Origin of the sequence: Ideonella sp., from assembly GCF_044358605.1 — a bacterium.
Lineage (GTDB): Bacteria > Pseudomonadota > Gammaproteobacteria > Burkholderiales > Burkholderiaceae_C > Ideonella.
The window spans coordinates 1-24859 of the sequence record NZ_JBIKNQ010000027.1; the positions used below are offsets into that span (position 1 = coordinate 1).

General features: G+C 62.4%; 18 protein-coding genes. 11 read left to right on the forward strand and 7 right to left on the reverse strand.

What is annotated here, in order from left to right:
* Nucleotides 1-194: 194 nt before the first annotated feature.
* Nucleotides 195-1448, reverse strand: coding sequence for a YcaO-like family protein (locus tag ACIQ3Q_RS11135; protein WP_396269148.1), 1254 nt, complete (start codon nucleotides 1446-1448; stop codon nucleotides 195-197).
* A gap of 1075 nt (nucleotides 1449-2523) precedes the next feature.
* Here ACIQ3Q_RS11135 and ACIQ3Q_RS11140 point away from each other — a divergent pair.
* From ACIQ3Q_RS11140 to ACIQ3Q_RS11160, 5 genes are all read left to right on the forward strand, one after another.
* Nucleotides 2524-3252, forward strand: a complete 729-nt coding sequence (locus tag ACIQ3Q_RS11140; protein WP_396269149.1) for a response regulator — start codon at nucleotides 2524-2526, stop codon at nucleotides 3250-3252.
* A complete protein-coding gene (locus ACIQ3Q_RS11145) occupies nucleotides 3249-4565 on the forward strand; it encodes an ATP-binding protein (protein ID WP_396269150.1) in 1317 nt (438 codons plus the stop codon). Before ACIQ3Q_RS11140 ends, ACIQ3Q_RS11145 begins: the two co-directional genes overlap by 4 nt.
* A gap of 313 nt (nucleotides 4566-4878) precedes the next feature.
* Nucleotides 4879-5529, forward strand: coding sequence for a hypothetical protein (locus ACIQ3Q_RS11150; protein ID WP_396269151.1), 651 nt, complete (start codon nucleotides 4879-4881; stop codon nucleotides 5527-5529).
* 45 nt (nucleotides 5530-5574) lie between these two features.
* Nucleotides 5575-6213 (forward strand): MBL fold metallo-hydrolase, encoded by a 639-nt coding sequence (locus ACIQ3Q_RS11155; RefSeq protein WP_396269152.1) that lies wholly within the window; start codon nucleotides 5575-5577, stop codon nucleotides 6211-6213.
* A 144-nt stretch (nucleotides 6214-6357) separates the two neighbouring features.
* Nucleotides 6358-7704 (forward strand): aminotransferase class I/II-fold pyridoxal phosphate-dependent enzyme, encoded by a 1347-nt coding sequence (locus ACIQ3Q_RS11160; RefSeq protein ID WP_396269153.1) that lies wholly within the window; start codon nucleotides 6358-6360, stop codon nucleotides 7702-7704.
* On the opposite strand, the gene ACIQ3Q_RS11165 is transcribed toward ACIQ3Q_RS11160, so the two are convergent.
* Entirely contained in the window at nucleotides 7667-8545 is an 879-nt protein-coding gene (locus ACIQ3Q_RS11165) for a M48 family metallopeptidase (RefSeq protein WP_396269200.1), read from the reverse strand. The two genes, ACIQ3Q_RS11160 and ACIQ3Q_RS11165, sit on opposite strands and share 38 nt — an antisense overlap.
* Nucleotides 8546-8701: 156 nt before the next feature.
* Nucleotides 8702-10294 carry an AmpG family muropeptide MFS transporter gene (locus ACIQ3Q_RS11170; RefSeq protein WP_396269154.1) on the reverse strand — a complete coding sequence of 531 codons (1593 nt, stop codon included), beginning with the start codon at nucleotides 10292-10294 and terminating at the stop codon, nucleotides 8702-8704.
* 206 nt (nucleotides 10295-10500) lie between these two features.
* Between ACIQ3Q_RS11170 and ACIQ3Q_RS11175 the strand changes: the two genes are divergently transcribed.
* The 5 genes from ACIQ3Q_RS11175 to ACIQ3Q_RS11195 all read left to right on the forward strand — a co-directional run bounded on the left by ACIQ3Q_RS11175 (nucleotide 10501) and on the right by ACIQ3Q_RS11195 (nucleotide 16833).
* A complete protein-coding gene (locus tag ACIQ3Q_RS11175) occupies nucleotides 10501-11178 on the forward strand; it encodes a hypothetical protein (protein WP_396269155.1) in 678 nt (225 codons plus the stop codon).
* 378 nt (nucleotides 11179-11556) lie between these two features.
* Nucleotides 11557-12489 carry a LysR family transcriptional regulator gene (locus ACIQ3Q_RS11180; RefSeq protein ID WP_396269156.1) on the forward strand — a complete coding sequence of 311 codons (933 nt, stop codon included), beginning with the start codon at nucleotides 11557-11559 and terminating at the stop codon, nucleotides 12487-12489.
* A 69-nt stretch (nucleotides 12490-12558) separates the two neighbouring features.
* Nucleotides 12559-13032: a (2Fe-2S)-binding protein gene (locus tag ACIQ3Q_RS11185; RefSeq protein ID WP_396269157.1), complete on the forward strand. Its 474-nt coding sequence runs from the start codon at nucleotides 12559-12561 to the stop codon at nucleotides 13030-13032.
* Nucleotides 13029-15323, forward strand: a complete 2295-nt coding sequence (locus tag ACIQ3Q_RS11190) for a molybdopterin cofactor-binding domain-containing protein (protein ID WP_396269158.1) — start codon at nucleotides 13029-13031, stop codon at nucleotides 15321-15323. The genes ACIQ3Q_RS11185 and ACIQ3Q_RS11190 overlap by 4 nt, the downstream gene beginning before the upstream one ends.
* 61 nt (nucleotides 15324-15384) lie before the next feature.
* Complete coding sequence (locus ACIQ3Q_RS11195) at nucleotides 15385-16833, forward strand: Gfo/Idh/MocA family protein (RefSeq protein ID WP_396269159.1); 1449 nt, start codon at nucleotides 15385-15387, stop codon at nucleotides 16831-16833.
* On the opposite strand, the gene ACIQ3Q_RS11200 is transcribed toward ACIQ3Q_RS11195, so the two are convergent.
* The 3 genes from ACIQ3Q_RS11200 to purB all read right to left on the reverse strand — a co-directional run bounded on the left by ACIQ3Q_RS11200 (nucleotide 16830) and on the right by purB (nucleotide 22155).
* Nucleotides 16830-19766, reverse strand: a complete 2937-nt coding sequence (locus ACIQ3Q_RS11200; RefSeq protein ID WP_396269160.1) for a PAS domain S-box protein — start codon at nucleotides 19764-19766, stop codon at nucleotides 16830-16832. The two genes, ACIQ3Q_RS11195 and ACIQ3Q_RS11200, sit on opposite strands and share 4 nt — an antisense overlap.
* Nucleotides 19767-19929: 163 nt before the next feature.
* On the reverse strand, nucleotides 19930-20754 hold the full coding sequence (gene pyrF, locus ACIQ3Q_RS11205) for an orotidine-5'-phosphate decarboxylase (RefSeq protein WP_396269161.1): 825 nt from the start codon (nucleotides 20752-20754) through the stop codon (nucleotides 19930-19932).
* A gap of 21 nt (nucleotides 20755-20775) precedes the next feature.
* Entirely contained in the window at nucleotides 20776-22155 is a 1380-nt protein-coding gene (gene purB / locus ACIQ3Q_RS11210; protein WP_396269162.1) for an adenylosuccinate lyase, read from the reverse strand.
* Between the two features lie 268 nt (nucleotides 22156-22423).
* On the opposite strand from purB, the gene ACIQ3Q_RS11215 reads away from it, so the two are divergent.
* Nucleotides 22424-23038 carry a glutathione S-transferase family protein gene (locus ACIQ3Q_RS11215; RefSeq protein ID WP_396269163.1) on the forward strand — a complete coding sequence of 205 codons (615 nt, stop codon included), beginning with the start codon at nucleotides 22424-22426 and terminating at the stop codon, nucleotides 23036-23038.
* Here ACIQ3Q_RS11215 and ACIQ3Q_RS11220 read toward each other — a convergent pair.
* Nucleotides 22984-24702, reverse strand: coding sequence for an FMN-binding glutamate synthase family protein (locus ACIQ3Q_RS11220; protein WP_396269164.1), 1719 nt, complete (start codon nucleotides 24700-24702; stop codon nucleotides 22984-22986). The genes ACIQ3Q_RS11215 and ACIQ3Q_RS11220 overlap by 55 nt on opposite strands.
* Between the last annotated feature and the right edge of the window lie 157 nt (nucleotides 24703-24859).

Genomic DNA, 24859 nt, shown 5'->3' on the forward strand with positions numbered 1-24859 from the left:
CCTACAACCATCGAATTCCTCAACGCGCCCTCAACCACCAGACCCCCATCGAGGCCCTGAAAAAATGGCACGCCTCACACCCCAAGCTCTTCACAAAACGTGTGAATGATCTCCCGGGGCTTGACAATTAGCTATCTGCAAGGCCCGCGCTAGCCCGGACCAGCCTGATTTGTGCAGAGCTTCCCAAGCTCTCGCTAGATATGAATTTCAGACCAACTTTTTCTTGGCAAAACAACACCGCCAAAAGCATTCATGTAAAACTGCTCCAGTTTCGGTATCAAAACATGTCCAACTCGGAATTTATCATCGAAATTTATATTCTCTGAAAAATATACTTCGAATCCCTTTCCACTCAGATATTCAGTTAGGAATTTCGCTTGCTCGGCCACACTGCGGCCTGCCTCAAGGGAGGCGATTTCATCATACTCTACGTCAACCCCCCTGGTTCTCAGAATTGGCCCCAAATTGAACCTCACACATTGATTAATGTAGATAGGCTCAGCCCTCAAGAATCCGTCATAATATTGCTTAGTAGTTGATGGCTCATCTTGGCAAATTGCAATAAACTGGGCCAGCTCGGCAACACTGCGTTCAAGTGCATAGTCCTTGTCGGGAGAACATCCAAAACCTTTTATTGTCGGAAACCCTCCCTCACTCCAATCATCCAGATTGATTGCACAAAACACTGGTATCCCGATGCCAGGAGTCGTAAGGTCTATTATTCCTATCGCACTGCCAATGGCAACTTCTAGTGCTTTAACTCTACACTTAATATCGAGAGGCAAGCTGTTTATATTGATTGCCCTGATTGGTTGGTCACCTCTGAGAAACGTCGTCAACAAGAATATTCCGAATGCATCGCGCTCAAGGCATTCATTGATGGAATGAACGAGCACCTCATCTAAGCACGCCCCTATAGATACACCAGTTGAAGATGAATATCTCATGAGTTTAATATAATCGTAAAAATCGCCTTCGCCCCTGGCATAACGATGGTAGAAGGGCGTCGAGTATATCGTGGGATACAGCAAAGCCTTATCTTCTGTTGCATGGTTGTATTGCCTAAAGCTCATAGGGCAGTTCTTATCAGCCAGGATGCTATCCGTGAGTCGCTCGAACCGGACTGGCGTTTGATCCAAAATCGAGTGTGAGTTTAGAATTATTCTGTTGGCGGAAAAATAATCTTCAGTCAGGCTCAGGCACTCTAACGCCTCACACACGGCACCTACAATCGCAGTCTCTCGCGTGCCTTTTCCAGAGCCTTTCGCAATCGCAACTTGGCAGTCTTCCCTGTATATTTCGCAATCAGCTCTATAATAGGTCCCGATCTGGCGACCGCGCGCCTTATAATGAAGCCCTAAGTCTTCGATTAACTTGTATGCACGCGCCGTTGCGGCCTGAATAGAAATCAATCTATCAATCGGTTCCGCTATGTCAAGATTTTTCATTTCACGCATCAAAATTAATGCCGCAGCTACACAAATTTCTACTGTTTTGAGCCTTACTTGGAGTCATGCTGATATAACATTTATATCAGAATTTGGTATGAGTATATATACTGGTCGCCACCCTCTGATTCCATCTCATTATGCACAACTTATAGATTGGATTTAACCCATTTTCGAAGTCCTGCCAATTTATTGATTTACCTAAGTTTGCGTATAATTGGATGCCTTTGAACTGGCTTCATCGTCGAATCCAGCAATTCGGCCTCTGAGTTTTTGGCGAAAATGCGGGCAAGAAGAATTTCTTGCCCGCATTTCTCAATAGGCGCCCTCAGTTGCAAGGCTTCACTTACCTTTACTTCGTCTCTGGATGACCAGTTAAAGCTCCTTCGGCGATTTTTGGAGATACGCCCCCATCAGTCCCGCCATGAAACTTAATCTCCACAGATGAGACGCCAAGTTGCCTAATCTGATCGATCTCGGAACCTGACACCACATCCTCCAAATTGGACGAACTAGTTGAGAGACCAGTAATCGGCCCACAAATACAGCCCATGGTTAATCCTTCAGAATATGCATCTATGCATTGAGTGAATTTTACATTTGAATTAGTCGCAACAGATCCACTAAAACTGGTGCCACATTTACATAACCTGATGCAAGCATGGCATTTCCAACCATCGTCTGCATATTTCAGAAGCCCGTCCGAAATGAATCATCGGGACGTGTCTATGAATTTCATGGGCCAGCCGTCATGAATTTATTGCGTAGGGCTGACTCGTTTTCGAGGTGATTGTTTTTCCTGACGAGGAGTGAACCTCAGCCGAGCCCCGGATAGCACGCTGAGGCAATGCGGACGACCTAATCTCCTCGGCAGTTCGTTCGTGGTTGAGAAACTATTCTTCTGAGCTCGAACACAGTGTGTCAGCAATTCCTTCAGGTTCTCACTCGCCGAGAAGACGTCTAGTGACGTCTTGCGACAGCCCTGTCATACCCGGTCGCAGAACGTCGCAGTACGAGACCATCGAGTAGCATGCTGAGCAGTGAATGCCGCTCAAACTTTCCATTGACCTCTTTGATGACCAAACCCAGGGTGCTCATCGTCGATGACGATGCGGAGTTGTCGGCCATGATCGTTCGCCTTGTGGAGGGTGAAGGCTGGAGCGCCCGGGCGGCCTTAAGCGCTGCGCAGGCCGAGCTTTCTCTCGCGTTGGGCCTGCCGGAAGTGGTCCTGCTGGATGTGATGCTCTCCGATGCCAATGGCATGGACTTATGCCGGCGCTGGCGTCAGTCGCACCCCGAACTGGGCATCTTGATGCTGACCGCGCGAGGCGACCCCATCGACCGCGTACTCGGACTGGAGTTGGGTGCCGACGACTACCTCCCGAAGCCATTTGAGAAGCGCGAACTGGTTGCGCGGCTGCGCGCCTTGATCCGCCGCAGAATGCACACTGCCAGCAGCAGCCCCGTGCAATGGCAGTTTGGTCAGCTGTGCGTGCACCTCATTCGCCGCGAGGTGCTGGCCGGTAGCCAGGTCATCCCGCTGACCAGCATCGAGTTCAAGCTGCTGGTTGAACTGGCACGCGTACCGGGCGAGCCCATTTCACGCCAACAACTCAGCGAGACGGTGCAGGCAGGCGGCTACCGTCCCTTGGATCGGACCGTGGACGTGCAGGTGGGGCGCCTGCGCCGCCGATTGGCGCAAGCCATGCCTGGGTGCGACTGGATCCAAACCGTGCGCGGCGAGGGCTACGCCTTTGTGCCGCGTGATGACGCGGCCACACCCTCTGCTCCAACCACGCCTTGACTATCTTCAGTCGCTTTGACTCGCTGCTCTCGCGTCTGCTGCTGGCGCAGGTGGGGCTGCTGGCTTGCGCATTGATCATTTTTGGCGGGCTGTTGGTGATTGAGCGCAATGATGGACACGTGCAGTTGAACGCCTCCTTTTGGGCCAAGCACATACTGGCCATAGCGCAAGAGCCGCCTAGCACCAGCACTGCGCCCCACCAACCCAATGGCGACATCTCGCGCCATGAAGCACTGCCGCCCGGCTTCAAGCCCAGAGTCACGCTCATGCCGAACGTGGCCTATTTCATCGAAGAGATGGCTCGCTATGGTGTGACTGTCAATGATGTTCGGATCGAGACCACCCAAGGTCAGTTGGTCATATGGGTGCACATCGCCGTGGCCGACAAGCCCCCATTCTGGCTGCGCAGCAACAGCCTCGCAGGACGCCCCCATTGGCCTAGGCGCGTGTTCTATGGCTTTGGACTGCTGTGCCTGTTGGTGGCTGCGGTGAGCTGGCACTTCACGCGTCGCGTCACGCAGCCCTTGAAGGCACTGAGCCTGCACATGCAAGCACATGCAAGCCAGGGCATCCAACCGATTGAGTTGCTTCAGCCCATGCCGGGCCGCAAGGCACCGCCTGAGCTGATCGCCATTGAGACGGCCTACAGGCAGCTGTCTGAGCGACTTCAACGCAATGAGCGTGAGCGCGCATTGCTGTTGGCCGGTGTCTCGCACGACCTGCGCAGCCCACTTGCGCGCATCCGCCTGGCCGCAGAAATGCTGCCTGAGTCACCCGACAACGCCCTGGGTGTGGCATCGATCACTCGTAATGTGGACCTGGCCGATCAGCTCACCGCCAGTTTCCTCGAATTCATCCGCACCGGCTCCGTGGCCCTTGACCAGAGCGTCGACATCGCTGCCGTCGCCCGAGATGCGGTAAATGGGTTTGCACGCCCGCATCACGAACTCAGCTTGCTGGCCCCCCACAGTCTGTGCATGTCGCACGCTCACGGACTGCTGATCGAACGCTTGGTCGTCAACCTCGTGGACAACGCACTCAAACATGGCGGCCCCCCGGTCAAGGTAACTGTCTTTGAACAAGGCGATACAGCAATCTTGAGTGTCTCAGATGCGGGGCCTGGCTTCCCCCAAGGGGCCGAAGCTTCCCTTCTGGAGGCCTTTGCGAGAGGTGATGCCAGCCGCGGAGTACCCGGCTTTGGCCTGGGTCTGACCATCTCTCAGCAGATCGTACTGCGGCTACAAGGCCAGTTGTCCTTCGAACGGGTGGATGGACAGCATAGAGTCAAGGCCTGCCTTCCCTTGCGGCGATGAACACCATTGGCCGAGCACACGCATGCGGCCGCCATCTACAAACAGCAGAAGTTCAGCGACCATGCGCCGCTGACGGTGGAGTACGGTTTTTCGCTGTGAGGTGCCCAAAAAGCTTAGCTCTAGACAACCACGGGGTTTCCTAGGGGTCGGCGATACATCCACACACACCGCCGACATCCTGTGACCTTAAGGGCGTCGTATCCATGACGACTTCACGTTTTGCTACCTGAAGTGGGTCAGAAAGCGCTGCTACATTGGCCTGCAGCGCCCCCACGAGGGCGTTTTTTTTGCCACCCCATCGTTGAGGATCACCATGCAGCCCTTCTCTCGCCTTTGTGTTGCCGCCGCCGCCACACTGGCCCTCTGCGCCACCGCGTCCGCCGCGGAGCCCTATGCCGCCATTGGTGCTCCTGGTGTGATGTTGGGCATCGCCCAACCCCTCTCTGACACCGTGACCCTGCGCGCCGACCTGGCCACAATTGGCACGCGCGACAAGACTGGCACCCAGCAGGGCATCGACTACAAGGGCAACTACAAGTCCAACCGCACCGGCCTGTTTGCCGACTGGTTTGTCTCGGGTGGCTTTCGCCTGACCGGTGGCGTGACCTTGAACGACACCAAGTTCGACCTCACCGCCTTTGGTGATGGCACGCCTATCAAGATCGGTAACACCAGCTACCCCACCACCCCGGCAGACCGCTTTGTGGCCAACATCAAGTTCCCCTCAACCACGCCCTACATCGGCATTGGTTGGGGCCACAAGATGGGCAACAGCGGCTGGGGCTTTGTGGCCGACTTGGGCGCCTCTATCGGCAAAGCCACCGTCACCACCCGGGTTGAAGGGCCGCTGCTGAGCCAAGTCAGCCAAGCTGACATGGACCGCGAAACTCAAGAGTTGCGCGACGGCGTGGGCAAGGTGCGGGCGCTGCCGCAGTTGTCGATCGGGGTAAGCTACCAGTTCTGATCCTTTATCGGCCGCTGCACTTGGGCAGAGGCTGAGCCTTTGCCCATGCTGCGCTACCTCACCATCCCCGTCACCGCCTTTCAACAAAACTGCTCGCTGATCTGGTGCGACCAGACCATGGAGGGCGCCTTGATCGACCCCGGTGGTGAGGGCGAGCGCCTGAAGGCCGAAGCCCAACGCCTGGGCGTCAAGCTCACGGCCTTGTGGCTGACCCACGCGCACATCGACCATGCTGGGGCCACCGGCACGCTGGCGCGCGAATTGGGTCTGCCCATTATTGGGCCGCACCCCGGCGACCAGTTCTGGATCGACGGCCTGCCCCAGCAAAGCAAGATGTTCGGCTTTCCGCAGGCCGAGACCTTCACTCCCACCCGCTGGCTGGCTGATGGCGACAGCGTCACCCTGGGCCACTCGACGGTGGCCGTGCGGCATTGCCCCGGACACACCCCCGGGCATGTGGTCTTCCATTCGGCCGAGATGGCGCGCTGTTTTGTGGGCGATGTGCTGTTCGCGGGCTCGATTGGCCGCACCGACTTTCCCGGTGGCGACCACGACACCCTCATCCGCAGCATCACCGAGCGCCTGTGGCCCATGGGCGATGACACCATCTTCATTCCCGGCCACGGCCCGGAGAGCAGCTTTGGCCGCGAGCGCCGCAGCAACCCCTACGTGGGCAACACCTGAGAGGCCCGCGCCAGCACCTGTGTCATTTGACAGCTTGTGCAAGGGGTATGCCCTTGGCGACACTGGTGTCGCGCCAGATCTGCCAAGCCCCTGCGGCCAACATCTTCTGGCGATTCACACCACAAAACGCCGGGAGAACTCACCATGCCTTTGGATGAACCTGCAGCCCTTGCAGAAGGGTCTTCACGCCTGCCCAACTTGGAATTTGCGCTGACGGGCAGCACCGCTGATTTCTTGACCCAAGCCTCACCCGACCTGCTCAGCAAGGCGCGCGCCTTTGAGCAGTGGGAGTCCACCCGCTTGGCCCATGGCTTGCTGCCCTTTGGCCGCAGCCTGCAATCGCCACCACAGGCCCACACCACCTTGCGGGAGCAAGATGGCCGCGACCTGAGCGGTTTGAACTTTTCGTCGCAGGACTATCTGTCGCTGTCCTCTCATCCTGCGGTGCAAGAAGCGGCCCGAGAGACGCTGGGCCGCTTTGGCGTTCACAGCGCTGGCTCTTGCGTATTGGCTGGCAATGTGGGGGATGGCCTCGCCTTAGAGCAGGCCCTGGCCGAGTTCCTGGGCCTACCGCAGGTGTTGTTGTTTCCCACTGGATGGGCGGCGGGCTTTGGCGTCATCAAGGGCTTGGTCCGCCCAGACGACCATGTGGTGATCGACGTGCTGGCGCACAACTGCCTGCAAGAAGGTGCCCGGGCTGCGACGCGTCATGTTCATTTGCATCGTCATCTGGACGTAGCCCATGCGCGCCGCTTGTTGGCGCGCATCCGCCGCAGCGACAGCCGAAATGGCATCTTGCTGGTCTCCGAAGGCTGCTTCTCCATGGACGCGGACTCGCCCGACCTGGCGGCCTTGCAGGCCCTGGCGCACGAGTTCCAAGCGCTGCTGGTGGTCGACGTGGCCCACGACCTAGGTGCGCTGGGGCCGGGCGGCCAGGGCCAGATCGGTCTGCAGGGGCTGCAAGGGCAGATCGACGTGGTGATCGGCGCCTTCTCCAAAACCTTTGCGTCCAACGGAGGTTTTGTGGCGGGCCGCAGCCGCGCACTCAAAGAATATCTGCGTTACTACGCCGCCACCGCCACCTTCAGCAATGCGTTGTCACCGCTGCAAATTGCCGTGATCCACCAAAGCCTGAAGATCGTGCGCAGCGTCGAAGGCGAGTGGCGGCGCGAGCAGCTGATGCAGACCGTCCAAGCCCTGAGGCTGGCCTTGACGCAACAGGGACTGACCGTGCTGGGCCAAGCCTCACCCATCGTGCCCGTGCTGCTGGGCGAGGAGCGTTGGGCGCGGCTGGCGGTGCGTGAGATGGGCCAGCGTCACCTGCTGGCAAACTTGGTGGAGTTTCCGGCGGTGCCTCGCCACAGCGCCCGCTTGCGCATGCAGGCCATGAGCAGCCACACCCCCGCGCAAGGCCGGCAAGCCGCTGCCACGGTGGCCCAGGCCTTGGCAGACGTCAGGCCGCTGGCGGCCCAAACACCTTCGGTGGCTTAGGGGCTCGGGCGTAGAGCGGGTCAACCTTGCGCAGCACGCGTTGGATGTCTTCAATGCGGCTGTCGCCCGAAGGATGGGTCGAGAGAAACTCGGGGGGCGCCCCCTCGCTGGCCTTCATCATTTTTTGCCACAGCGTGACGCCCGACGCCGGGTTGTAGCCGGCGCGGGCGGCCAAGTCCAGGCCCACCAAGTCGGCCTCACTCTCGTCTTCTCGGCCAAAGCGCAGTGTCAATAGTTGGGCGCCCATGCTGGCCAATTCGCGGCCGGTGCCCTTGAGCCCCAACAGCGCAGCGCCGATCTCCAGGCCAATGCCGGTGGCCGCCGACTTGCCCATGCGCTCGCGGGCATGTTCACGCAAGGCATGGGCCATCTCGTGGCCCATGATCATCGCCACCTCGTCGTCCGTGAGCTGTAGACGCTGCAAGATGCCGTAGTAAAAGGCAATCTTGCCGCCGGGCATGCAAAAGGCATTGAGCTGGCTGGACCCGAACAGGCTGACTTCCCACTTCCATTGGTTGGCTCGGTCATTCCAAGGGGGCGCAAACGGGGTGATGCGGTCGGCAATGGCGCGCAGGCGTTGCACCTGGGGGTGGTCGGCCGGGGCCAGTGCCCGATTGGACGAGGCCTCACGCTGCAGTTGCAGATACTGCTGCTGAGCGGCTCGCTCCACCTGTTCTGCGGGCACCAATTTGGCCATGCGCGAAGTACGCCCTACTTCGCCTCGCACCCCTTCCTCGTCCTGCGCGAACACCGAGGTCGGCAAGACGCTGCCTGCGGCTAACCACCCTGCCACGCGGCGGCGCGCATGCAAGGGGCAGCCGCAGCTGCGCGCGTGAACCATGGCGGGCAAGGGCAGGTCAGCCGTGGTGCAAAACCCAGGTCCTCGAGAGTCGCGTGATGCAGAGGAGGGCATGTCTAGCTCCAGTTTATTTGTAGATGTCATCCCGGCCACCGGGGTCTCAACGGGCGGCATTGTGCAAGTCAACAGTGGCTGCTGTCAGTCCTCTGTGGTGCCCAGCGTGTCAGGGTCCACTTCCAAGGCCTTCACACTGTCGCGCATCGCCCACAACATCAGCAACGCAGGCACGGCCGCCACCGTGGACACGATGAAGAATGTCGGCCAGCCAATGGACTCAGCCAGCACCCCGGCCAGCGGCCCAACCCAAACCCGGCCCACCGAGGCAAAGGCGCTGAGCAAGGCAAACTGCGTGGCGGTGAAGCGCTGGTTGGTGAGGCTCATCAAAAAGGCCACAAAGGCCGCTGTGCCCATGCCGCCTGAGAGGTTCTCAAAGGCGATGACCATCAACAAGCCCCCATCCACCGGGGTGGGGTGGGCCAACTTGACAAAGCCCCAATCAAAAGCCGGTAGCAGCAAGCTGGGCAAGGCGTTCTGGCCATTCACCGCCAGCCACCAAAAGCCCAGGTTGCTGGCCGCTTGCAGCACACCAAACAGCATTAGAGACCGCCACAGCCCTAAGCGCAGCATCAAGGCCCCCCCCAACAAGGCACCCAAGATGGTCAGCCACAGGCCAATGACTTTGTTGACCACGCCGACTTCGGCTGACGCATAGGCCATGCCCTTGAGCAAAAACGGCGTCAGCAGCGAGCCCGCAAACGCATCGCCCAGCTTGTAGAGCACGATGAACAACAAGAAAGCCGCCGCCCCAGGCTGGCTGAAATACTGGCCCAGCCCCGACACCAGGGTTTCAAAACGCGCCTTCCGGGCGGCCCAGGCGGCCAGCGGCAGCGTCAAGCCCAGACCCAGCAGCAGGGTCACCAGATCCATCCAGCGCAGTTGCAGCGTGGCCGTCATGGTGCTGCCTTGCCACAGCGGGGTCATCAGCTCACGCACGACCGGGCTGATGGCCCATTGGGTGGCCATGTAGCCCGACGCCACCGCCAAGAGCACCGCCACAAAGCCGCGTAAGTCATGGCCGACCACCGACTGCGGAACCTGAGGCTTGGGCACCTTGGGCAGCAAGGTGGCGCTGATCACAGCGGCGCCCACCATCAAGGCAGCCATCAGACGATAAACCTCGGGCCAGGTCCAGCCGCCACCCTGGGCCGGGTCGGTCCAGATCATGGCCACCCCGCCCGACAGAATCATGGCCATGCGGTAGCCCATCACATTCAGCGAGGAGCCCAAACCGCGCTCGCGGGCAGGCAGCACTTCGGTGCGATAGGCGTCGTAGGCCACGTCTTGAGACGCAGACAAAAAGGCAATCGCTACGGCGATCAAGGCAAACCACTGCAAATTGCCCTTGGGCGAGGTCGCCGCCAGCAGCATCAAGGCCCCGGCCAGCAGCAATTGCGTCAACACCAACCAGCCCCGGCGACGCCCCAGCCAGGGCAGATCGAAGCGGTCCATCAGCGGTGCCCAGAGGAATTTGAAGGTGTAGGGCAAGCCCACCAGGCTCAAAAAGCCGATGGTGGCCACATCCAGGCCTTCTAAACTGAGCCAGGCCTGCAAGGCTTGGCCCGTCAGCGCCAGCGGCAATCCAGACGCAAAGCCCAGCAGGGTGATCAGCACAAAGCGATGCACACTGGCCAAACCGAAACGGGTGCCTTGCGGCAAAGGAGACTGGGACATGGGCGGATTCTAGGGAAGCCTCGCGACTTGTCCGTCAACGTGACAGACTGTGAACAAATACCAAAGGCTGTGCAGAATGCAAAACGCCCAGCCGTATTCCCTGCTGCGGCTTCCGTGACGCCGGGGCAGGAAAGTCAGACAATGCGCCACAAATCGTCATGGGTTTGGATACCCTATGACCGAACTCAAGGAGGCTGAGCGCGTTGATGGTTGATCTTCCCGGCTGGGCATGGCAGGTAGCCCTCTTCGCAGGCGGAGGTCTGGCCCTTGGCGTGGTGCTGGGCTCGGTGCTGCGGCGCAAGCCCGCCCCACCGCCAGCACCGACTCGGTCCCGAAGTGGCCAGGCCTCAGCGGATCGCGGCCAGCCCACGTCCAAACCCGCTGCGGTGGACATCCCACTTGATGACGCTCCCAGCGCTCCAGCTCCGGCCGCCCCCACAGGCACCCCTCAGCAACGTCTGCTTGAGCGCTTGCGTGAACAAAACCTGCAACTGGACGCTCAAGTCAAGAAGGCGGCCGACCACCATGCCCGCCAGATGAGCGAGCGCCAGCAGGAACAACAGGCGGAAAGCCTGCGGCGCGATCGGCAGGTGGAAGAACTGCGGCAAAACCACTCGGCCGACTTTTCTCATTTGCTGGAAGTCGTGTTTGAGCAGGTTGATCGCATGCAGGTGGCGCACAGCAACCAAGCTCAAGCCCTGTCGACAGAGTTAGAGCGCATGCGCCAGCTGGCGCAGGCTGTCGATCATGGTGGCTTGGCCGACGATGAAACCGGCCCCGACGGCCGTACCGGCCGCGAGCGCCTGGAAATGACCGCACGGGATGTGCGGCAGGCTGAATTTGCGGCGACGCGGACCCTAGAGTCTTTGCGCCAACAACGCTGAGAACAGCCTGCCGACACCGCGCTCGCTCACCGGGGTGACCTGGGAGAGTGAGCAGCCCAAAGCGTATCGGCCGCCCACGCCGCTAGCCCATCCAACGACGTACCCACTCGAGCCAAGCTTGGGCTTCCCGCCGCCTCTGAGCATGCCCTGCCGGGCGCACACGCTGCTCCCGGCGCTCCAGCATGCGCAGCGGCGGCTTGGGTGCCTCGCCGGGCAGGGGCTCCAGGGTGTCGGGGCGAAGACTTGAGCGGACCATGATCTTGGTGAAAACCAGAGAAACAGGAAGAGACGCCACTGTATGAGGCCGCACTCATGCATTCAAGATGAAATTTCGCAGACCAACTTTGCAAATTTGCATACAAGTGGCAGACTGCCGCGATGTCCCCCTTGAACTGGAGTGATCTGCGTATTGCCTTGGCCATCGGCCACACCGGCTCTCTGAGCCTGGCTGCCCGCGAGCTGAGCGTCAACCACAGCACGGTGCTGCGCCGCTTAGACGCACTAGAGGCGCGCCTGGGCACACGCTTGTTTGAGCGCCTGCGCACTGGCTATCTGCCCACCGAGTCCGGCCACGTGCTGCTGGAGCAAGCCCGCCGCATGGCCGACCAGGCCGATGAGATTGAACGCCGGGTGATGGGCCGCGACCGCGAGCTCACGGGCCTGCTGCGAGTCACCACCGCCTTTGTGGTGATGGAGCACCTGCTGCCCCAACCCCTGGCCAGCTTTGCCCGCGCCTACCCGGGCATTGAGGTCGAGGTGATGGAGAACGCCTTTCTGGTGGACCTGGCCCGCCGCCGCGCCGAAGTGGCCCAGGGCCTGCTGCAGCGCGAGGCCGATGTCGCCCTGCGCTTATCCGCCCACGTGGCCGAGCATTTGGTCGGCCGACGCCTGGGGCCTGCCCCGTGCCAGGTGTTTGCACTCAAAGGTGCGCCCGATTTGCCCCAAACCATCACCCCCTTGAGCCAATTGGTGCGCGAAGCGCCTTGGGTCGCCTTTGAGCGCGACGCCCACGCGCGGGTCTATGACCGCTGGATGCGCCAGCACCTGCAAGCCGCCCAAGTGCGCGTGCGGGTGGACATCTTCAACGCGGTGGCGGCCATGCTGCACACCGGCATTGGCGTGGGTCTGCTGCCCAGCTTCATGCAGGCCCGCCACCCGGAGCTGATTCCGGTCTCCGACCCCATCCCTGAGCTGGAAACCCCGGTCTGGATGCTGACCCACCCGGACCTGCGTGACACCGCCCGTGTGCGTGTGTTTTTGCAGCATGTGGGTGACGGGATCGCGACGATGTTGCAAGCTGCACGGCCATAGTAGGGCGCACCCAAACTCGGGGCCTGGCTTCTGCCACACTGCGCCTCACAGATTCTTAGCGAGAGCCTCATGGACCTGATGATCAACGGCCAGCGCCGACCCCTGGACACCAGCCGTGTCCCCGCCGACATGCCCCTGCTGTGGGTGCTGCGCGATGAGTTGGGCCTGACTGGCACCAAGTTTGGCTGCGGGGTGGCCGCCTGTGGGGCCTGCACCGTGCAGGTCGACGGACAAGCCGTGCGCTCTTGTGTCACCCCCGTCAGCAGCACCCAAGGCAAGGCCGTGCGCACCATTGAAGCCCTGGGCAGTGACGACAAGCCGCATGCCCTGCAGCAAGCCTGGATCGAACACCAAGTGCCGCAATGCGGCTACTGCCAAAGCGGCATGCTGATGGCCGCCGAGGCCCTGCTCCGCGCCAAGCCCAACCCCAGTGACGCCGACATCGACGCGGCCATCACCAACCTGTGCCGCTGCGGCACCTACCCGCGCGTGCGGGCCGCCATCCAGTCCGCCGCCAAGGCGCTGCGCGGGGGCAAAGCATGAAGCTCACCCGCCGAACCTTGCTGTGGAGTGGCTTGGGCGCCACCGGCGCCTTGGTGGTCGGCTGGAGCGGCATGCCGCCCCGCAGCCGCATGGGCAAGCCTGACACCCTGCCACCGGCCGAGGGCGAGGTCGGCCTGAACGGCTGGCTGAAGATCGACGCCCAAGGCCACGCGCTGCTGGCCATGCCCTATGCCGAGATGGGCCAAGGCGTGCACACCACCTTGGCCCTGCTGGTGGCTGAAGAGCTGGACCTGCGGCCCGACCAAGTGCGCCTGATTCCGGCTACTCACGATGCGCTGTATGGCAATGTGGCCGTGCTGGCCGCCAGCCTGCCCTTCCATCCCCGCGACACCGAGCCCGGCCGCGAAACCACCTCGGCCCGCCTGGGCCAGTGGATGATCCGCAAGCTCGCTCGCGAGCTGGGCCTGGTGATGACCGGCGGCTCAGCCACGATGGCCGACACCTGGGACGTGCTGCGCCTGGCCGCAGCCACCGCCCGCGCGCAACTGCTGGGGGCGGCGTCGCTGCGTTGGAAGCTGCCGGTGGCCGAGTTCAATGTGGTGCAAGGCGTGATCACCCACCCCGCCGGTGGCCACCATGCGCATTACGGCGAGTTTGCCGCTGCTGCGGCCACCACGCCACCGGGCGAAGTGCGCTTCAAGAAGCGCGATCAATGGACACTGCTGGGCAAGCCGCAAAAGCGCTTGGACATCCCCGCCCGCACCAACGGCCAAGCCCGCTATGGCATAGACACCCGGCTGCCTGGCATGGTGTTTGCCGTGGTGCGCCACGCGCCCATGTTGGGCGGCACCGTGTCCCGCATGAACAGCAATGAAGTGCTCAAGCGCTCGGGCGTAGAGCGCGTGCTGCGCCTGGGCTCGGTGGCCGGCTCGACCGAAGCCGTGGCCGTGGTCGGCATCAGCACCTGGCATGCCAAGCAGGCCAGCTTGGCGCTGGACATCGACTGGGCGGCGCCCGTGAATGGGCGGCTGGACAGCCAAGCCATTCAGCGCGCCCTGGAAGGCCAAGCCCAAGCCGCTGTCGACGCAGACGCGGGCTTCAGCTTTCACCAAGTCGGTGACGCCCCGGCCCAGCTCGCCAGCTCGCCCAAGCGCCTGAATGCCGTCTACAAAGCCCCCTACCTGGCCCATGCCACGCTGGAGCCCATGAACTGCACGGCCCAAGTCACGCCCCAAGGGGTGCTGGTCTGGGCGCCCACCCAAGTGCCGGGCCTGGCCCGCGCCGTGGCGGCACGTGTGGCCCAAGTGCCCGAGGACAAGGTCACCGTTCACATGACGCAGATCGGCGGAGGCTTTGGCCGCCGTCTTGAAGTGGACAGCGTGGCCCAGGCCGTGCGCGTGGCGCAGGAAACCGGTGGCCGCCCGGTGCAACTGGTGTGGCCGCGCGAAGAAGACTTCACCCACGACTTCTACCGCCCGGCGGGCGTGGCCGTGCTGCAAGGCGGCCTGGACGCCCAGGGCCAATTGCAAGCCCTGCGCATTGGCAGCGCGGGTGACGCCATCACCCCGCGCCACCTGGAGCGCAACGCCCCGTGGCTGGCAGGCCCCGTGGACACCCCCGACAAGACCACGGCCGAAGGCTTGTTTGACATCCCTTATGCCATCCCGCACCAATTGATGCGGCATGTGGCCACGCGCAGCGGCGTGCCGGTGGGCTACTGGCGCTCGGTCGGCCACTCTCATAACGCATTCTTCAGCGAGAGTTTCATCGACGAGCTGGCCCATCTGGGCGGGCAAGACCCGGTGGCCTTCCGGCTGGGGCTCTTGAAAGACCGGCCGCGCCATGCCGCCGTGCTCCAGCTCGCCGCCGACAAAGCCGCTTGGGGCCAAGCCCTGCCCAAGGGCCAAGCGCGTGGCGTGGCCCTGCATGAAAGCTTCGACTCCACCGTGGCCATGGTGATGGAGGTCTCGCTACAGAACAAGGTGCTCAAGATCCACCGCGTGGTCTGCGCCGTGGACTGCGGCACGGCCGTCAACCCCGCCGTGATTGCCCAGCAGGTGGAAGGCAGCGTGGTGTTTGGCTTGAGCGCAGCGCTGTATGGCCGCATTGACATCGTCAACAACGAGGTGCGCCAGAAGAACTTCCCAGACTCACCGATCCTCAGTCTGCGCGAGTGCCCCCCCATAGAGACCCACATCGTGCCCAGCACCTTGCCACCCACCGGCATGGGAGAGCCGGCCGTGCCGCCGGTGGCCCCAGCGCTGGCCAATGCCCTGTTTGCCTTGACCGGCCAGCGGCTGCGCGAGCTACCGCTGCAACTGCCGGGGTAAAGCCGGAGGCCTGCGCTGTGCGGAGAGCGGCAGAATCGCCGCTTTCTCTGCGGAGACGCTCATGAGCACAGATGTTCGCCCAGCCCACCCGGCTGCGGTGCCCTCTCCCCAAGATAGGCTGGCGACCCCGGCACGTCGTCAATTCCTAGGTGGCCTGGCCGGTGCAGCAACCGGTCTGTTGAGCACGGGCTGTGCCAGCGCAGGCGCCCTGCAGCGGCCTCTCGGGCAAGGCTCAGCCATGGGCCTGCGCGCGCACAAACTCGACACCGTTCGCTTTGGCGTGATCGGCCTGGGCCAGCGCGGTGCCTTCTTGACCCGCACCTTGATGGAGATTGAGGGCGCGGAAGTGACCGCCATTTGCGACATCGACCCACCCACCATCACCCGGGCCTTGGGCTATGCCGCCAAGGCCAAGCGCGCGGCACCGGCCGTCCATACCGGCTCGCCAGACGCCTGGAAGGCCTTGCTGGACCGCCCGGATGTGGATGCCGTGCTCATCGTCACCCCGTGGGAGCTGCACACGCCCATGGCGCTGGCCGCCATGCGGGCCGGCAAACATGCCTTTGTAGAGATCCCCGCCGCCGTCAGCCTTGAAGAGTGCTGGGCCTTGGTGAACACCGCCGAGGCGACCCAGCGCCACTGCATGATGCTGGAGAACGTCTGCTACGGCCGAGATGAGCTGATGCTGCTGAACATGGTGCGCCAAGGCCTGTTTGGCGAGCTGCTGCACGCCGAGGGCGCCTACATTCATGACCTGCGCTGGCAAATCAAAGAGATCGAGCGCAGCACGGGCTCTTGGCGCACGCTGTGGCACACCCAGCGTGACGGCAACATTTACCCCACGCATGGCCTGGGCCCGATTGCGCAGTACTTCGGCATCAACCGGGGTGACCGCTTTGACTATCTGAACGCCCAAAGCTCTCCGGCCCGCGCGTTTGCCGCCTATTCACAGCGCGAGTTCCCGCCGGACCATCCGCGCAACAAGCTCAAGTACATCAACGGTGATGTGCACACCAGCTTGATCAAGTGCGCCTCGGGCCGCACCATCATGCTGCAACATGACACCGCCACGCCGCGCCCCTACAGCCGGCTCAACACCGTGGTGGGCACCAATGGCAGCTTTGCGGGCTTCCCGAACCGCATTGCGCTGGAGCGGCATGACGGCAAGACCCTGATGCACAAGAGCGGCAAAACCGAGGCCTTTCATGAGTGGGACACGAACATGGAACCTTGGCAAAAGCGTTACGACCACCCTTTGTGGACGCGGCTGGAGGCCGAGGCCCAGCGCAATGGCGGCCACGGCGGCATGGACTATGTGATGCTGTGGCGCATGGTCTGGTGCCTGCGCGAAGGCCTGGCCTTGGACCAAGATGTGTACGACGCCGCCTCGTGGTCTGCGGTGTTCCCGCTGTCTTGCGACTCGGTGGCACAGCGCGGCAACGCCCAGTCCTTCCCCGACTTCACTCGCGGGCAGTGGCAAAGCACGCCCCCGCTGGCTATCGTCGGCTAGGGCCTGTTAACACTACCGGCCCTGATCACGATCTTGTCTTCGCGCGGTGGTGGGCCTCCTTCGCCGCGGTGGGCCAACAGGCGCACCAAGGTGTGGCGCAGGCGCTGCGAATCAATGGGCTTGGTCAGGAAGTCGTTCATGCCGGCCGCCAGTGCTTGGTTGCGCTCCGACACCAGGGCGGCTGCCGTCAAGGCAATGATGGGCAACTGCTCTTTGGAGAAGCGGCGGCGCAACAGCAGCGTCGCCTCATGGCCACCCATGCTGGGCATCTGCACATCCATCAGCACCGCATCAAAGGGGTGGCCATCATCAGCAGCCTGCTCTACCGCCTCGATGGCCGCGCGGCCATCGATGGCTTGCGCCACCTGCACACCCCACTCTTCAAGCATGGCCACCGAGATCATCATGTTGACGGGGTTGTCTTCCACCATCAGCACGCGCGCACCATTGATCGGGTCCACGCCAAAGCCGCTGGTGCCAATGTCCAGGTCATCGGCACAGCCCTGCGGCAGCGGCAGCTCGACCCAGAAGCAACTGCCCTGGTCCGCCGCGCTGCTGACCCCCACCTCACCGCCCATGGCGCGCGCCAACTGACGGCAGATCGACAGCCCCAGGCCTGTGCCACCGACACGGCGGGTGGTGGAGTTATCAGCTTGGGTGAAGGGGTTGAAGAGGCGCTCTTGAATCTCGGGCGCTATGCCGGGCCCGGTGTCGAGCACTTCAAAGCGCAAACGCTCGGCCGTCAGTGATGAGGCGCGCAAGCGGATTTGCCCGTACGAGGTGAACTTCAGCGCGTTGTTCAGGAAGTTGCTCAGGATCTGGCGCAAACGAACTGGGTCGCCCAGGACCACAGCGGGCAGGTCCACCCCGCATTCGCCGGTGAACACCAGGCCTTTGGTGTCGGCCAGCGCGCCATAGGCCTGCTCAAGGTTGCTGAGCAGTTCGTGCAAGTCGAACACGCGATGCTCAATGTGCATCTTGCCGGCTTCGATCTTGGAGAGGTCCAAGATATCGGTCAGGATGCCCGACAGCGTTTCGGCGCTTTCGCTGATCTGCTCGATATACCGCCGCCGACGGGGCTCGTCCAGCTCTGGCGAGCGTGCCAGGCGGGCCAGGCCCAGCAAGGCGTTGAGGGGGGTACGAATCTCATGGCTGGTGTTGGCCAAGAACGCACTCTTGGCGCGGTTGGCACCCTCAGCATCATCACGTGCCTTGGCCAGAGCCTGCTGCACCTGGCGCTGCTCGGTGACATCTTCGGCCAGCCACAGGGTGCCGCTCGCACCCGGCTGCAGGGGGTTGAGTGCCTTGCCAAACAAATGGCACAAGAAGCGGCTGCCATCCCGGCGTTGGAACACGCGCTCAACGTCCACCCGCTCGCCAGCACGCAGCGGCGGCGCCACCACGTGGCTCAAAGCCTCGTAGTCTTCCAGCGACGGTGCCAACACATTGGCATGCTGCCCTAGCAACTCCCCGGCAGGCCAGTTCATCATCTCTTCAAAGCGTGGATTCGCCAGCACGATGCTCTGATTCCGGGTCACAAAAATGCCAATCAACGCGGTCTGCAACACTGCCTCATGCAGCAAGCGCGCCTCCTCGGCGGCGCTGACATCACGCGAATAGATGACGAGGTAGTCACGACCCTCCATCTTGAACATCGCCGCCGACATCAGCATGGCAATGAAGCGGCCGTCCTTGGTGCGAAAGGCTGCTGCCATGCCCTGCACGCTTTGCTGCGCCTTGACCCGCTCGACCAGCAGGTCTCGGTCTTCTGTGCGCGCCCACAATTGCAGGTCTAGCGCCGTGCGTCCCAGCACCTCGTCCTCTCGGTAGCCTGTGAGGCGACAGAAGGTCGGATTCACCATGGTGAAGCGGCCGGTCTGCAAGTCGGTCAGGGTGATGACATCCGGAGCGATTTCCACCAGTTGCGACAGCAGGGCACTGGAGCGTTGCACCGCCATTTCAGCTTGCTGGCGCTGGGTGTCGTCGGTGTAGATGGACAGCGCGGCCGGCCCAGTGGGGGTTTCCACCCGCGCACTGGCCACACGCACGTGCAGTTCGCGGTCGGGGGCGGGCATCAGACGGTACTGCACGGTGGGCAAAACCTGCCCCACTGGGAGCTGCTCCAACGTCGATTGCCGAGCCTGCACCCGTGCGGCTTCTTCCGGGGGATAGGCGTGCAACAAGTGGTGCCGCTGCATGTCCGCCAAGTTGGCATGGCCAAACAGCGCCAGTGCGGCGGGGTTGGCCTCCAAGACTTGGCCACTTTGGTGCAAGACCACGGCACTGGGAATCCAGCGGAACAGGTCTTGGTAGCGCAGTTCGGTGGCATTCAGGGCTTGCCGAGCCTCGACCTCTGCCGAGGCGTCGCGCAGCACACCCCAGAAGCCCAGCACCTTGCCCGTGCCATCGTCCCGCGGCTCAATGCCCAGCATCATGGTGCGGGCCTTGGCTTGGCCGGGCAGGGTCAGGGTCAGAGAGATCTCGCGCACGGGCTCACGGGCCGCCAGCTTGGCTTGCAGGGACTCAGCGCTCTGCGGCGAGAGCTGCAAGCCCGGCCACTGCCACAGGGCGAGCTGCATGGGCACGGTCGCGTCATGAAACTGCCCACGGCTGTCGCGCAGGGCCATGCGCTTGACCAAGCCTTCGCGATCCAACTCCAGATAGCCATCAGCCGCAATGCTCAGCAGGCTGGTGAAACGCTTCTCACGCTCCAGGGCTTGGCTGCGTTGCATCTCCCAGAGTCGGTCCACCAGCACGATGATGATGGCCACGGCCACCGCCGCCACCGCCAAGACGATGACCAAGCGCCACCACCACGCCGTATCCACCGGCACACTCAGCACCAATGCTGCAGCGGCGCTGGCGACCAGCGCCACCGCCGCCTTGGTTTGCCAAGGAGCACTCAGGAAGGGGGGGGACTCGGAGGACGACACAAGCAAACTGACGCAATCGACCCCTGTATTTTGAGGGTCATTCCCCTAGTGTCGTTCAGCACGCCACAAATGGCACAGCCGGGAAACCACGCAATCACACCGCCGTGTGTAAATGCACACCCACACCCCCCAAGATAGGGGGGCCGAGCCTAAGCGCCAAACCCTATGCGAGAACGGGCTTGGCCTGAGCCAACACTTGCCGCGTGCTCAGGGCCACGGCCCTGGCTTGGCTGGCAAAGTCGTCACCACTGCCCGCATACAGCACCGCGCGGGACGAGTTGACGATGATGGGACCATCTTCGCGCCAAGCTGCGGCCACGGTGGCGGCAGCGTCGCCACCCTGGGCGCCAACCCCCGGAATCAGCAGCGGCAAGGTGGGTGCTAACTCACGCACACGGGCCAGCTCTTGAGGGAAGGTCGCGCCCACCACCAAGCCCAGGCGTTGGTCACGGTTCCAAGCGCCTGCGGCCAATTTGGCGACATGTTCGTAGAGCTTGTCGCCATTGGCCAGCACCTGCGCTTGCAGGTCCGACCCGCCCGCATTAGAGGTGCGGCACAGCAGGATCAGGCCTTTGCCGTCGTACTTGAGGTAGGGCTCGATGGAGTCAAAGCCCATGAAGGGCGACAAGGTGACGGCGTCCGCCTGGTAGCGCACAAAGGCCTCGCGGGCATATTGCTCGGCGGTGGAGCCGATGTCACCGCGCTTGGCGTCCAAGATCACAGGCACATCGGGCGCGGTGCGCCGGATATAGGCCATCAGCTCTTCGAGTTGGTCTTCGGCGCGGTGCCCGGCAAAGTAGGCGATCTGGGGCTTGAAGGCGCAGACCACGTCTTTGGTGGCGTCGACGATGCGCGCACAGAACTCAAAAATCTTGCCTGCATCACCCTTCCAGGCGCCGGGGAAGCGGCTGGGTTCAGGGTCCAGACCCACACACAACATCGAAGCGTGGCGGTCGGTGGCTTGGGCCAGCATGCGGGCAAAGTTCATGGCGTCTCTTTCAGGGTTGTGTCAGTCACCAATACGCCGGGCCAAGGCGGCCGCATCACCAATGTAGGCGCCGGGGGTCAGCGCCAGCAGGCGGGCCTTCTCGTCCTCGGGCAGGGCGAGCTTGGGGTCGTTGATAAAGCCTTGCATCAGCTCGCGCGTCATGGGCTTGCCACGGGTGTAGGCCTTGAGCTGCTCATAGGGCTGGGGCAGGCCGTGGCGGCGCATCACCGTCTGGATGGCTTCGGCCAAGACTTCCCAGGCGCCGTCCAAATCAGCCGCCAGGGCGGCCTCGTTCAGCTCCAGTTTGTCGAGGCCGCGCAGCAGCGAGTCATAGCCCAGCAGCGAGTAGCCCAAGGCCACGCCCATATTGCGCAGCACGGTGGAGTCGGTCAGGTCGCGCTGCCAGCGGCTGATGGGCAGTTTTTGGCTGAGGTGGGTCAGCAAGGCGCTGGCCATGCCGAAATTGCCCTCGGCGTTTTCAAAGTCAATCGGGTTGACTTTGTGCGGCATGGCTGAAGAGCCCACTTCGCCGTCCTTGAGCCTTTGCTTGAAAAAGCCCAGCGAGATATAGCCCCAGACATCGCGGGCCCAGTCGATCAAGATGGTGTTGGTGCGGGTCACCGCATCAAACAGCTCGGCCATGTAGTCGTGCGGCTCGATCTGGATGGTGTAGGGGTTAAACGTCAAACCCAGACGCTCCTCGACCACCTTGCGAGAGAAGCTCTCCCAGTCGGTCTCGGGGTAGGCGATGCGGTGCGCGTTGTAGTTGCCCACAGCGCCGTTCATCTTGGCCAGCAGCTTGACGCCGGCGATGCGCTCACGTGCAGGCTTGAGGCGGGCCACCACGTTGGCAATCTCCTTGCCCACGGTGGTGGGGCTGGCGGTTTGGCCATGGGTGCGGGAGAGCATGGGCACGTCGGCCAGCGCCACCGCCATGCTGGTGAGCTTGGCAATGATGCGATCAAGTTGGGGCAAGAGCACATCGTCGCGCGCGCCCTTCAACATCAGCGCATGGCTGGTGTTGTTGATGTCTTCGCTGGTGCACGCAAAGTGCACAAACTCTTGGGCCGCCACCAATTCAGGCTGGCTGGCCAGGCGTGATTTGAGCCAATACTCCACCGCCTTCACGTCATGGTTGGTGGTCTTCTCAATGTCCTTGATGCCCTGGGCGTCGGACTCACTGAAGCGGGCCACCACGCCACGCAGCAGGCCGCGCGAGGCCTCAGAGAAGGGCGCAAAGCCGGGCAAGCCCGCATCCGACAGGGCAATGAACCACTCCACCTCGACCTGCACCCGGCGGTGCATCAGGCCGAACTCAGAGAGCAAGGGGCGCAAGGCAGAAACCTTGGCGGCATAACGCCCGTCCAGGGGGGAGAGGGCCATCAGCGGGGAAAGTGTCATGCGGGGCTAGCAGCAAGAGGGAGGGGCACACCACCGTCGCCGCCAATCAGCAGGGACGATCAGGCCAAAAAACGGCATGCCAGCGGCACCAGCCTTGACGCTGCACCAGACATACCAAGAGGAGGCGCCGTATTTTAGGCCCCGCAAGCGTAGGCCCGATCTCCACGCCGACAGGCGCTTCGATAGAATCGCCGCCAGAATCAAAAAAACTCTTGGTCTTCATCCCCTCTTTGGACACTCGTTGCGGTGAACCCGCGGCGTGCATTGCATGAAACTGATCGCTTCACTCACCAGCCCCTACGTTCGCAAGGTTCGCGTTGTGCTGGCCGAGAAAAAGCTCGACTACCAGTTGGTGCTCGAGGATGTCTGGGCCACGGATGCGGTGCTGACCTCCAACCCGCTGGGCAAGGTGCCTTGCTTGGTGATGGAGGGCGGCGAAGCCATTTTTGATTCGCGCGTGATCGTGGAGTACGTCGACACCCTCTCCCCCGTGGGCAAGCTGCTGCCTGCCAGCGGGCGTGAGCGGGTCGAGGTGCGCACCTGGGAAGCCTTGGCCGACGGCCTGCTGGACGCCGCCATCCTGGCCCGCCTGGAGCAAACCTGGCCCGGCCGCAGCGAGGCCGAGCGCTCGCAAGCCTGGGTTGATCGTCAAATGAGCCGCGTACACAGCGCCTTGAAGGCCATGAGCCATGGCCTGGGCGACAAGGCCTTTTGCGTGGGCATTTACATGTCCCTGGCCGACATCTCGGTGGGTGTGGCGCTGGGCTATCTGGACTTCCGTTTCGCGCACATTGACTGGCGCAGCGACTATCCCAATCTGCAAAAGCTCTACGACAAGCTCTCGGCCAGGCCGAGCTTTGCCGACACTGCACCGCCGGTCTGAGCAACGGGCGGCTCGCCGCCATCGTCGCGCAGGGGCTGGAAGCTGTTGGCTCGAGCCAGCGGCCAGTAGCGCCGATAGACCTCATGCGACCACGGCGTCTCGCCGCGAATGGCCGCCAGCAACTCGCCCGGCTGCAAAAAGTCAAACTGGTCCTGCAGCAGCCGCACTTCGTCGTTGCCGATGCGGCGCACGATATGCCGTGCGCTCAGCTCACCGGGGTGCTTCAAGCCGGCGGCCTGCACCAGCTCTTTGAGCGCATGCAAGGTGTTGTCATGGAAGCGGTAGACCCGCTCGGTCTTGTCGCTCACCACCAGTGCGCGCTGGCGCATCGGGTCTTGGGTGGCCACCCCCGTGGGGCAGGCACCGGTGTGGCAATGCTGAGCCTGGATACAGCCCAGCGCAAACATAAAGCCGCGCGCTGAATTGCACCAGTCAGCCCCCAGCGCCATGGCGCGGGCGATGTCAAAGGCGCTGACGATCTTGCCCGAGGCGCCTAGACGAATTCGGTCTCGCAGGCCCAAACCTACCAGCGTGTTGTGCACCAGCAGCAGGCCTTCTTGCAGCGGCGCACCAATGTGGTCTGCAAACTCTACCGGGGCCGCCCCCGTGCCACCTTCGGCGCCATCCACGACGATGAAATCCGGCGTCTGGCCCGTTTCCAGCATGGCCTTGCAGAGGGCAAACCACTCCCAGGGGTGGCCCACACAGAACTTGAAGCCCACCGGCTTGCCGTTGGATAAGCGCCGCAGTCGCGTCATGAATTCAATCAACTCCAGCGGCGTGGAAAACGCCGTGTGCGCAGCGGGCGACACACAGTCTTCGCCCACCTGCACCCCACGCGCCTCCGCGATCTCTGGCGTCACCTTAGGGCCGGGCAGCACGCCGCCGTGCCCCGGCTTAGCCCCTTGAGAGAGCTTGACCTCAATGAGCTTGACCTGCGGCTCATTGGCATTGCGCACAAAGGCTTCTTCGCTGAAGTGACCTTGCGGGTCGCGACAACCAAAATAGCCCGAGCCGATCTCCCACACCAGGTCGCCGCCTGGGGCACGGTGATGTTGGCTGATCGAGCCCTCGCCCGTGTCATGCATGAAGCCGCCCTTTTTGGCGCCTGCATTGAGCGATCGGATGGCATTGGCCGATAGCGCACCGAAGCTCATGGCAGAGATATTGAACACGCTGGCGCTATAGGGTTGGGCACATGCACCACCAATGGTGATGCGAAAGTCGTGCGAGTCCAGCGTGGTGGGCGCCAACGAGTGATTGATCCACTCATAGCCCTCGCGGTGTACATCCACTTGGGTGCCAAAGGGCCGTTTGTCCGGCTCGCCTTTGGCGCGCTGATAGACCATGGAGCGCTGCTCGCGCGAGAAGGGCGCAGCCTCGTGGTCGCTCTCAATAAAGTACTGGCGAATTTCTGGCCGGATGAATTCCAGCAAATAGCGCATGTGGCCAATGACGGGGTAGTTGCGCAGCACGGCGCGCTTGCTTTGTGCCATATCCCGCAAGCCCAGCCCAAAGCCAGCCACCCCCAGCGCCATGGCCCAAAGCCCTTGGCCCCACACCACCCAGGTCACCGCACCTGCCACGGCCAGAGCGCAGAAGCTCAACATCGTGAGGTAACGGACCGGCAGGTGCCTATCCAATGCAATCAGCCAAGCAGGCATGGCGTCGTCCCCTACAAATGTAGATCGAAGGCCGATACTAGGCGGCCTCTTGTTGGCACGAGCCTTGGAGTTAGGCCCGATTTACCCCGCAAATCTGGCTTCACACCCAGCTCACAGAAGCCCACTACCATAGCGACCATCACCACCTTCAGCCTGC

Coding starts and splice junctions, on each gene's coding strand:
- ACIQ3Q_RS11185 (WP_396269157.1), top strand. CDS start 12,559: ATGGACCTGATGATCAACGGCCAGCGCCGACCCCTGGACACCAGCCGT.
- ACIQ3Q_RS11165 (WP_396269200.1), bottom strand. CDS start 8,545: ATGGTTCACGCGCGCAGCTGCGGCTGCCCCTTGCATGCGCGCCGCCGC.
- ACIQ3Q_RS11160 (WP_396269153.1), top strand. CDS start 6,358: ATGCCTTTGGATGAACCTGCAGCCCTTGCAGAAGGGTCTTCACGCCTG.
- ACIQ3Q_RS11135 (WP_396269148.1), bottom strand. CDS start 1,448: ATGAAAAATCTTGACATAGCGGAACCGATTGATAGATTGATTTCTATT.
- ACIQ3Q_RS11190 (WP_396269158.1), top strand. CDS start 13,029: ATGAAGCTCACCCGCCGAACCTTGCTGTGGAGTGGCTTGGGCGCCACC.
- ACIQ3Q_RS11220 (WP_396269164.1), bottom strand. CDS start 24,702: ATGCCTGCTTGGCTGATTGCATTGGATAGGCACCTGCCGGTCCGTTAC.
- ACIQ3Q_RS11215 (WP_396269163.1), top strand. CDS start 22,424: ATGAAACTGATCGCTTCACTCACCAGCCCCTACGTTCGCAAGGTTCGC.
- ACIQ3Q_RS11180 (WP_396269156.1), top strand. CDS start 11,557: ATGTCCCCCTTGAACTGGAGTGATCTGCGTATTGCCTTGGCCATCGGC.
- ACIQ3Q_RS11170 (WP_396269154.1), bottom strand. CDS start 10,294: ATGTCCCAGTCTCCTTTGCCGCAAGGCACCCGTTTCGGTTTGGCCAGT.
- ACIQ3Q_RS11175 (WP_396269155.1), top strand. CDS start 10,501: ATGGTTGATCTTCCCGGCTGGGCATGGCAGGTAGCCCTCTTCGCAGGC.
- pyrF (WP_396269161.1), bottom strand. CDS start 20,754: ATGAACTTTGCCCGCATGCTGGCCCAAGCCACCGACCGCCACGCTTCG.
- ACIQ3Q_RS11155 (WP_396269152.1), top strand. CDS start 5,575: ATGCTGCGCTACCTCACCATCCCCGTCACCGCCTTTCAACAAAACTGC.
- ACIQ3Q_RS11195 (WP_396269159.1), top strand. CDS start 15,385: ATGAGCACAGATGTTCGCCCAGCCCACCCGGCTGCGGTGCCCTCTCCC.
- ACIQ3Q_RS11150 (WP_396269151.1), top strand. CDS start 4,879: ATGCAGCCCTTCTCTCGCCTTTGTGTTGCCGCCGCCGCCACACTGGCC.
- ACIQ3Q_RS11140 (WP_396269149.1), top strand. CDS start 2,524: ATGACCAAACCCAGGGTGCTCATCGTCGATGACGATGCGGAGTTGTCG.
- purB (WP_396269162.1), bottom strand. CDS start 22,155: ATGACACTTTCCCCGCTGATGGCCCTCTCCCCCCTGGACGGGCGTTAT.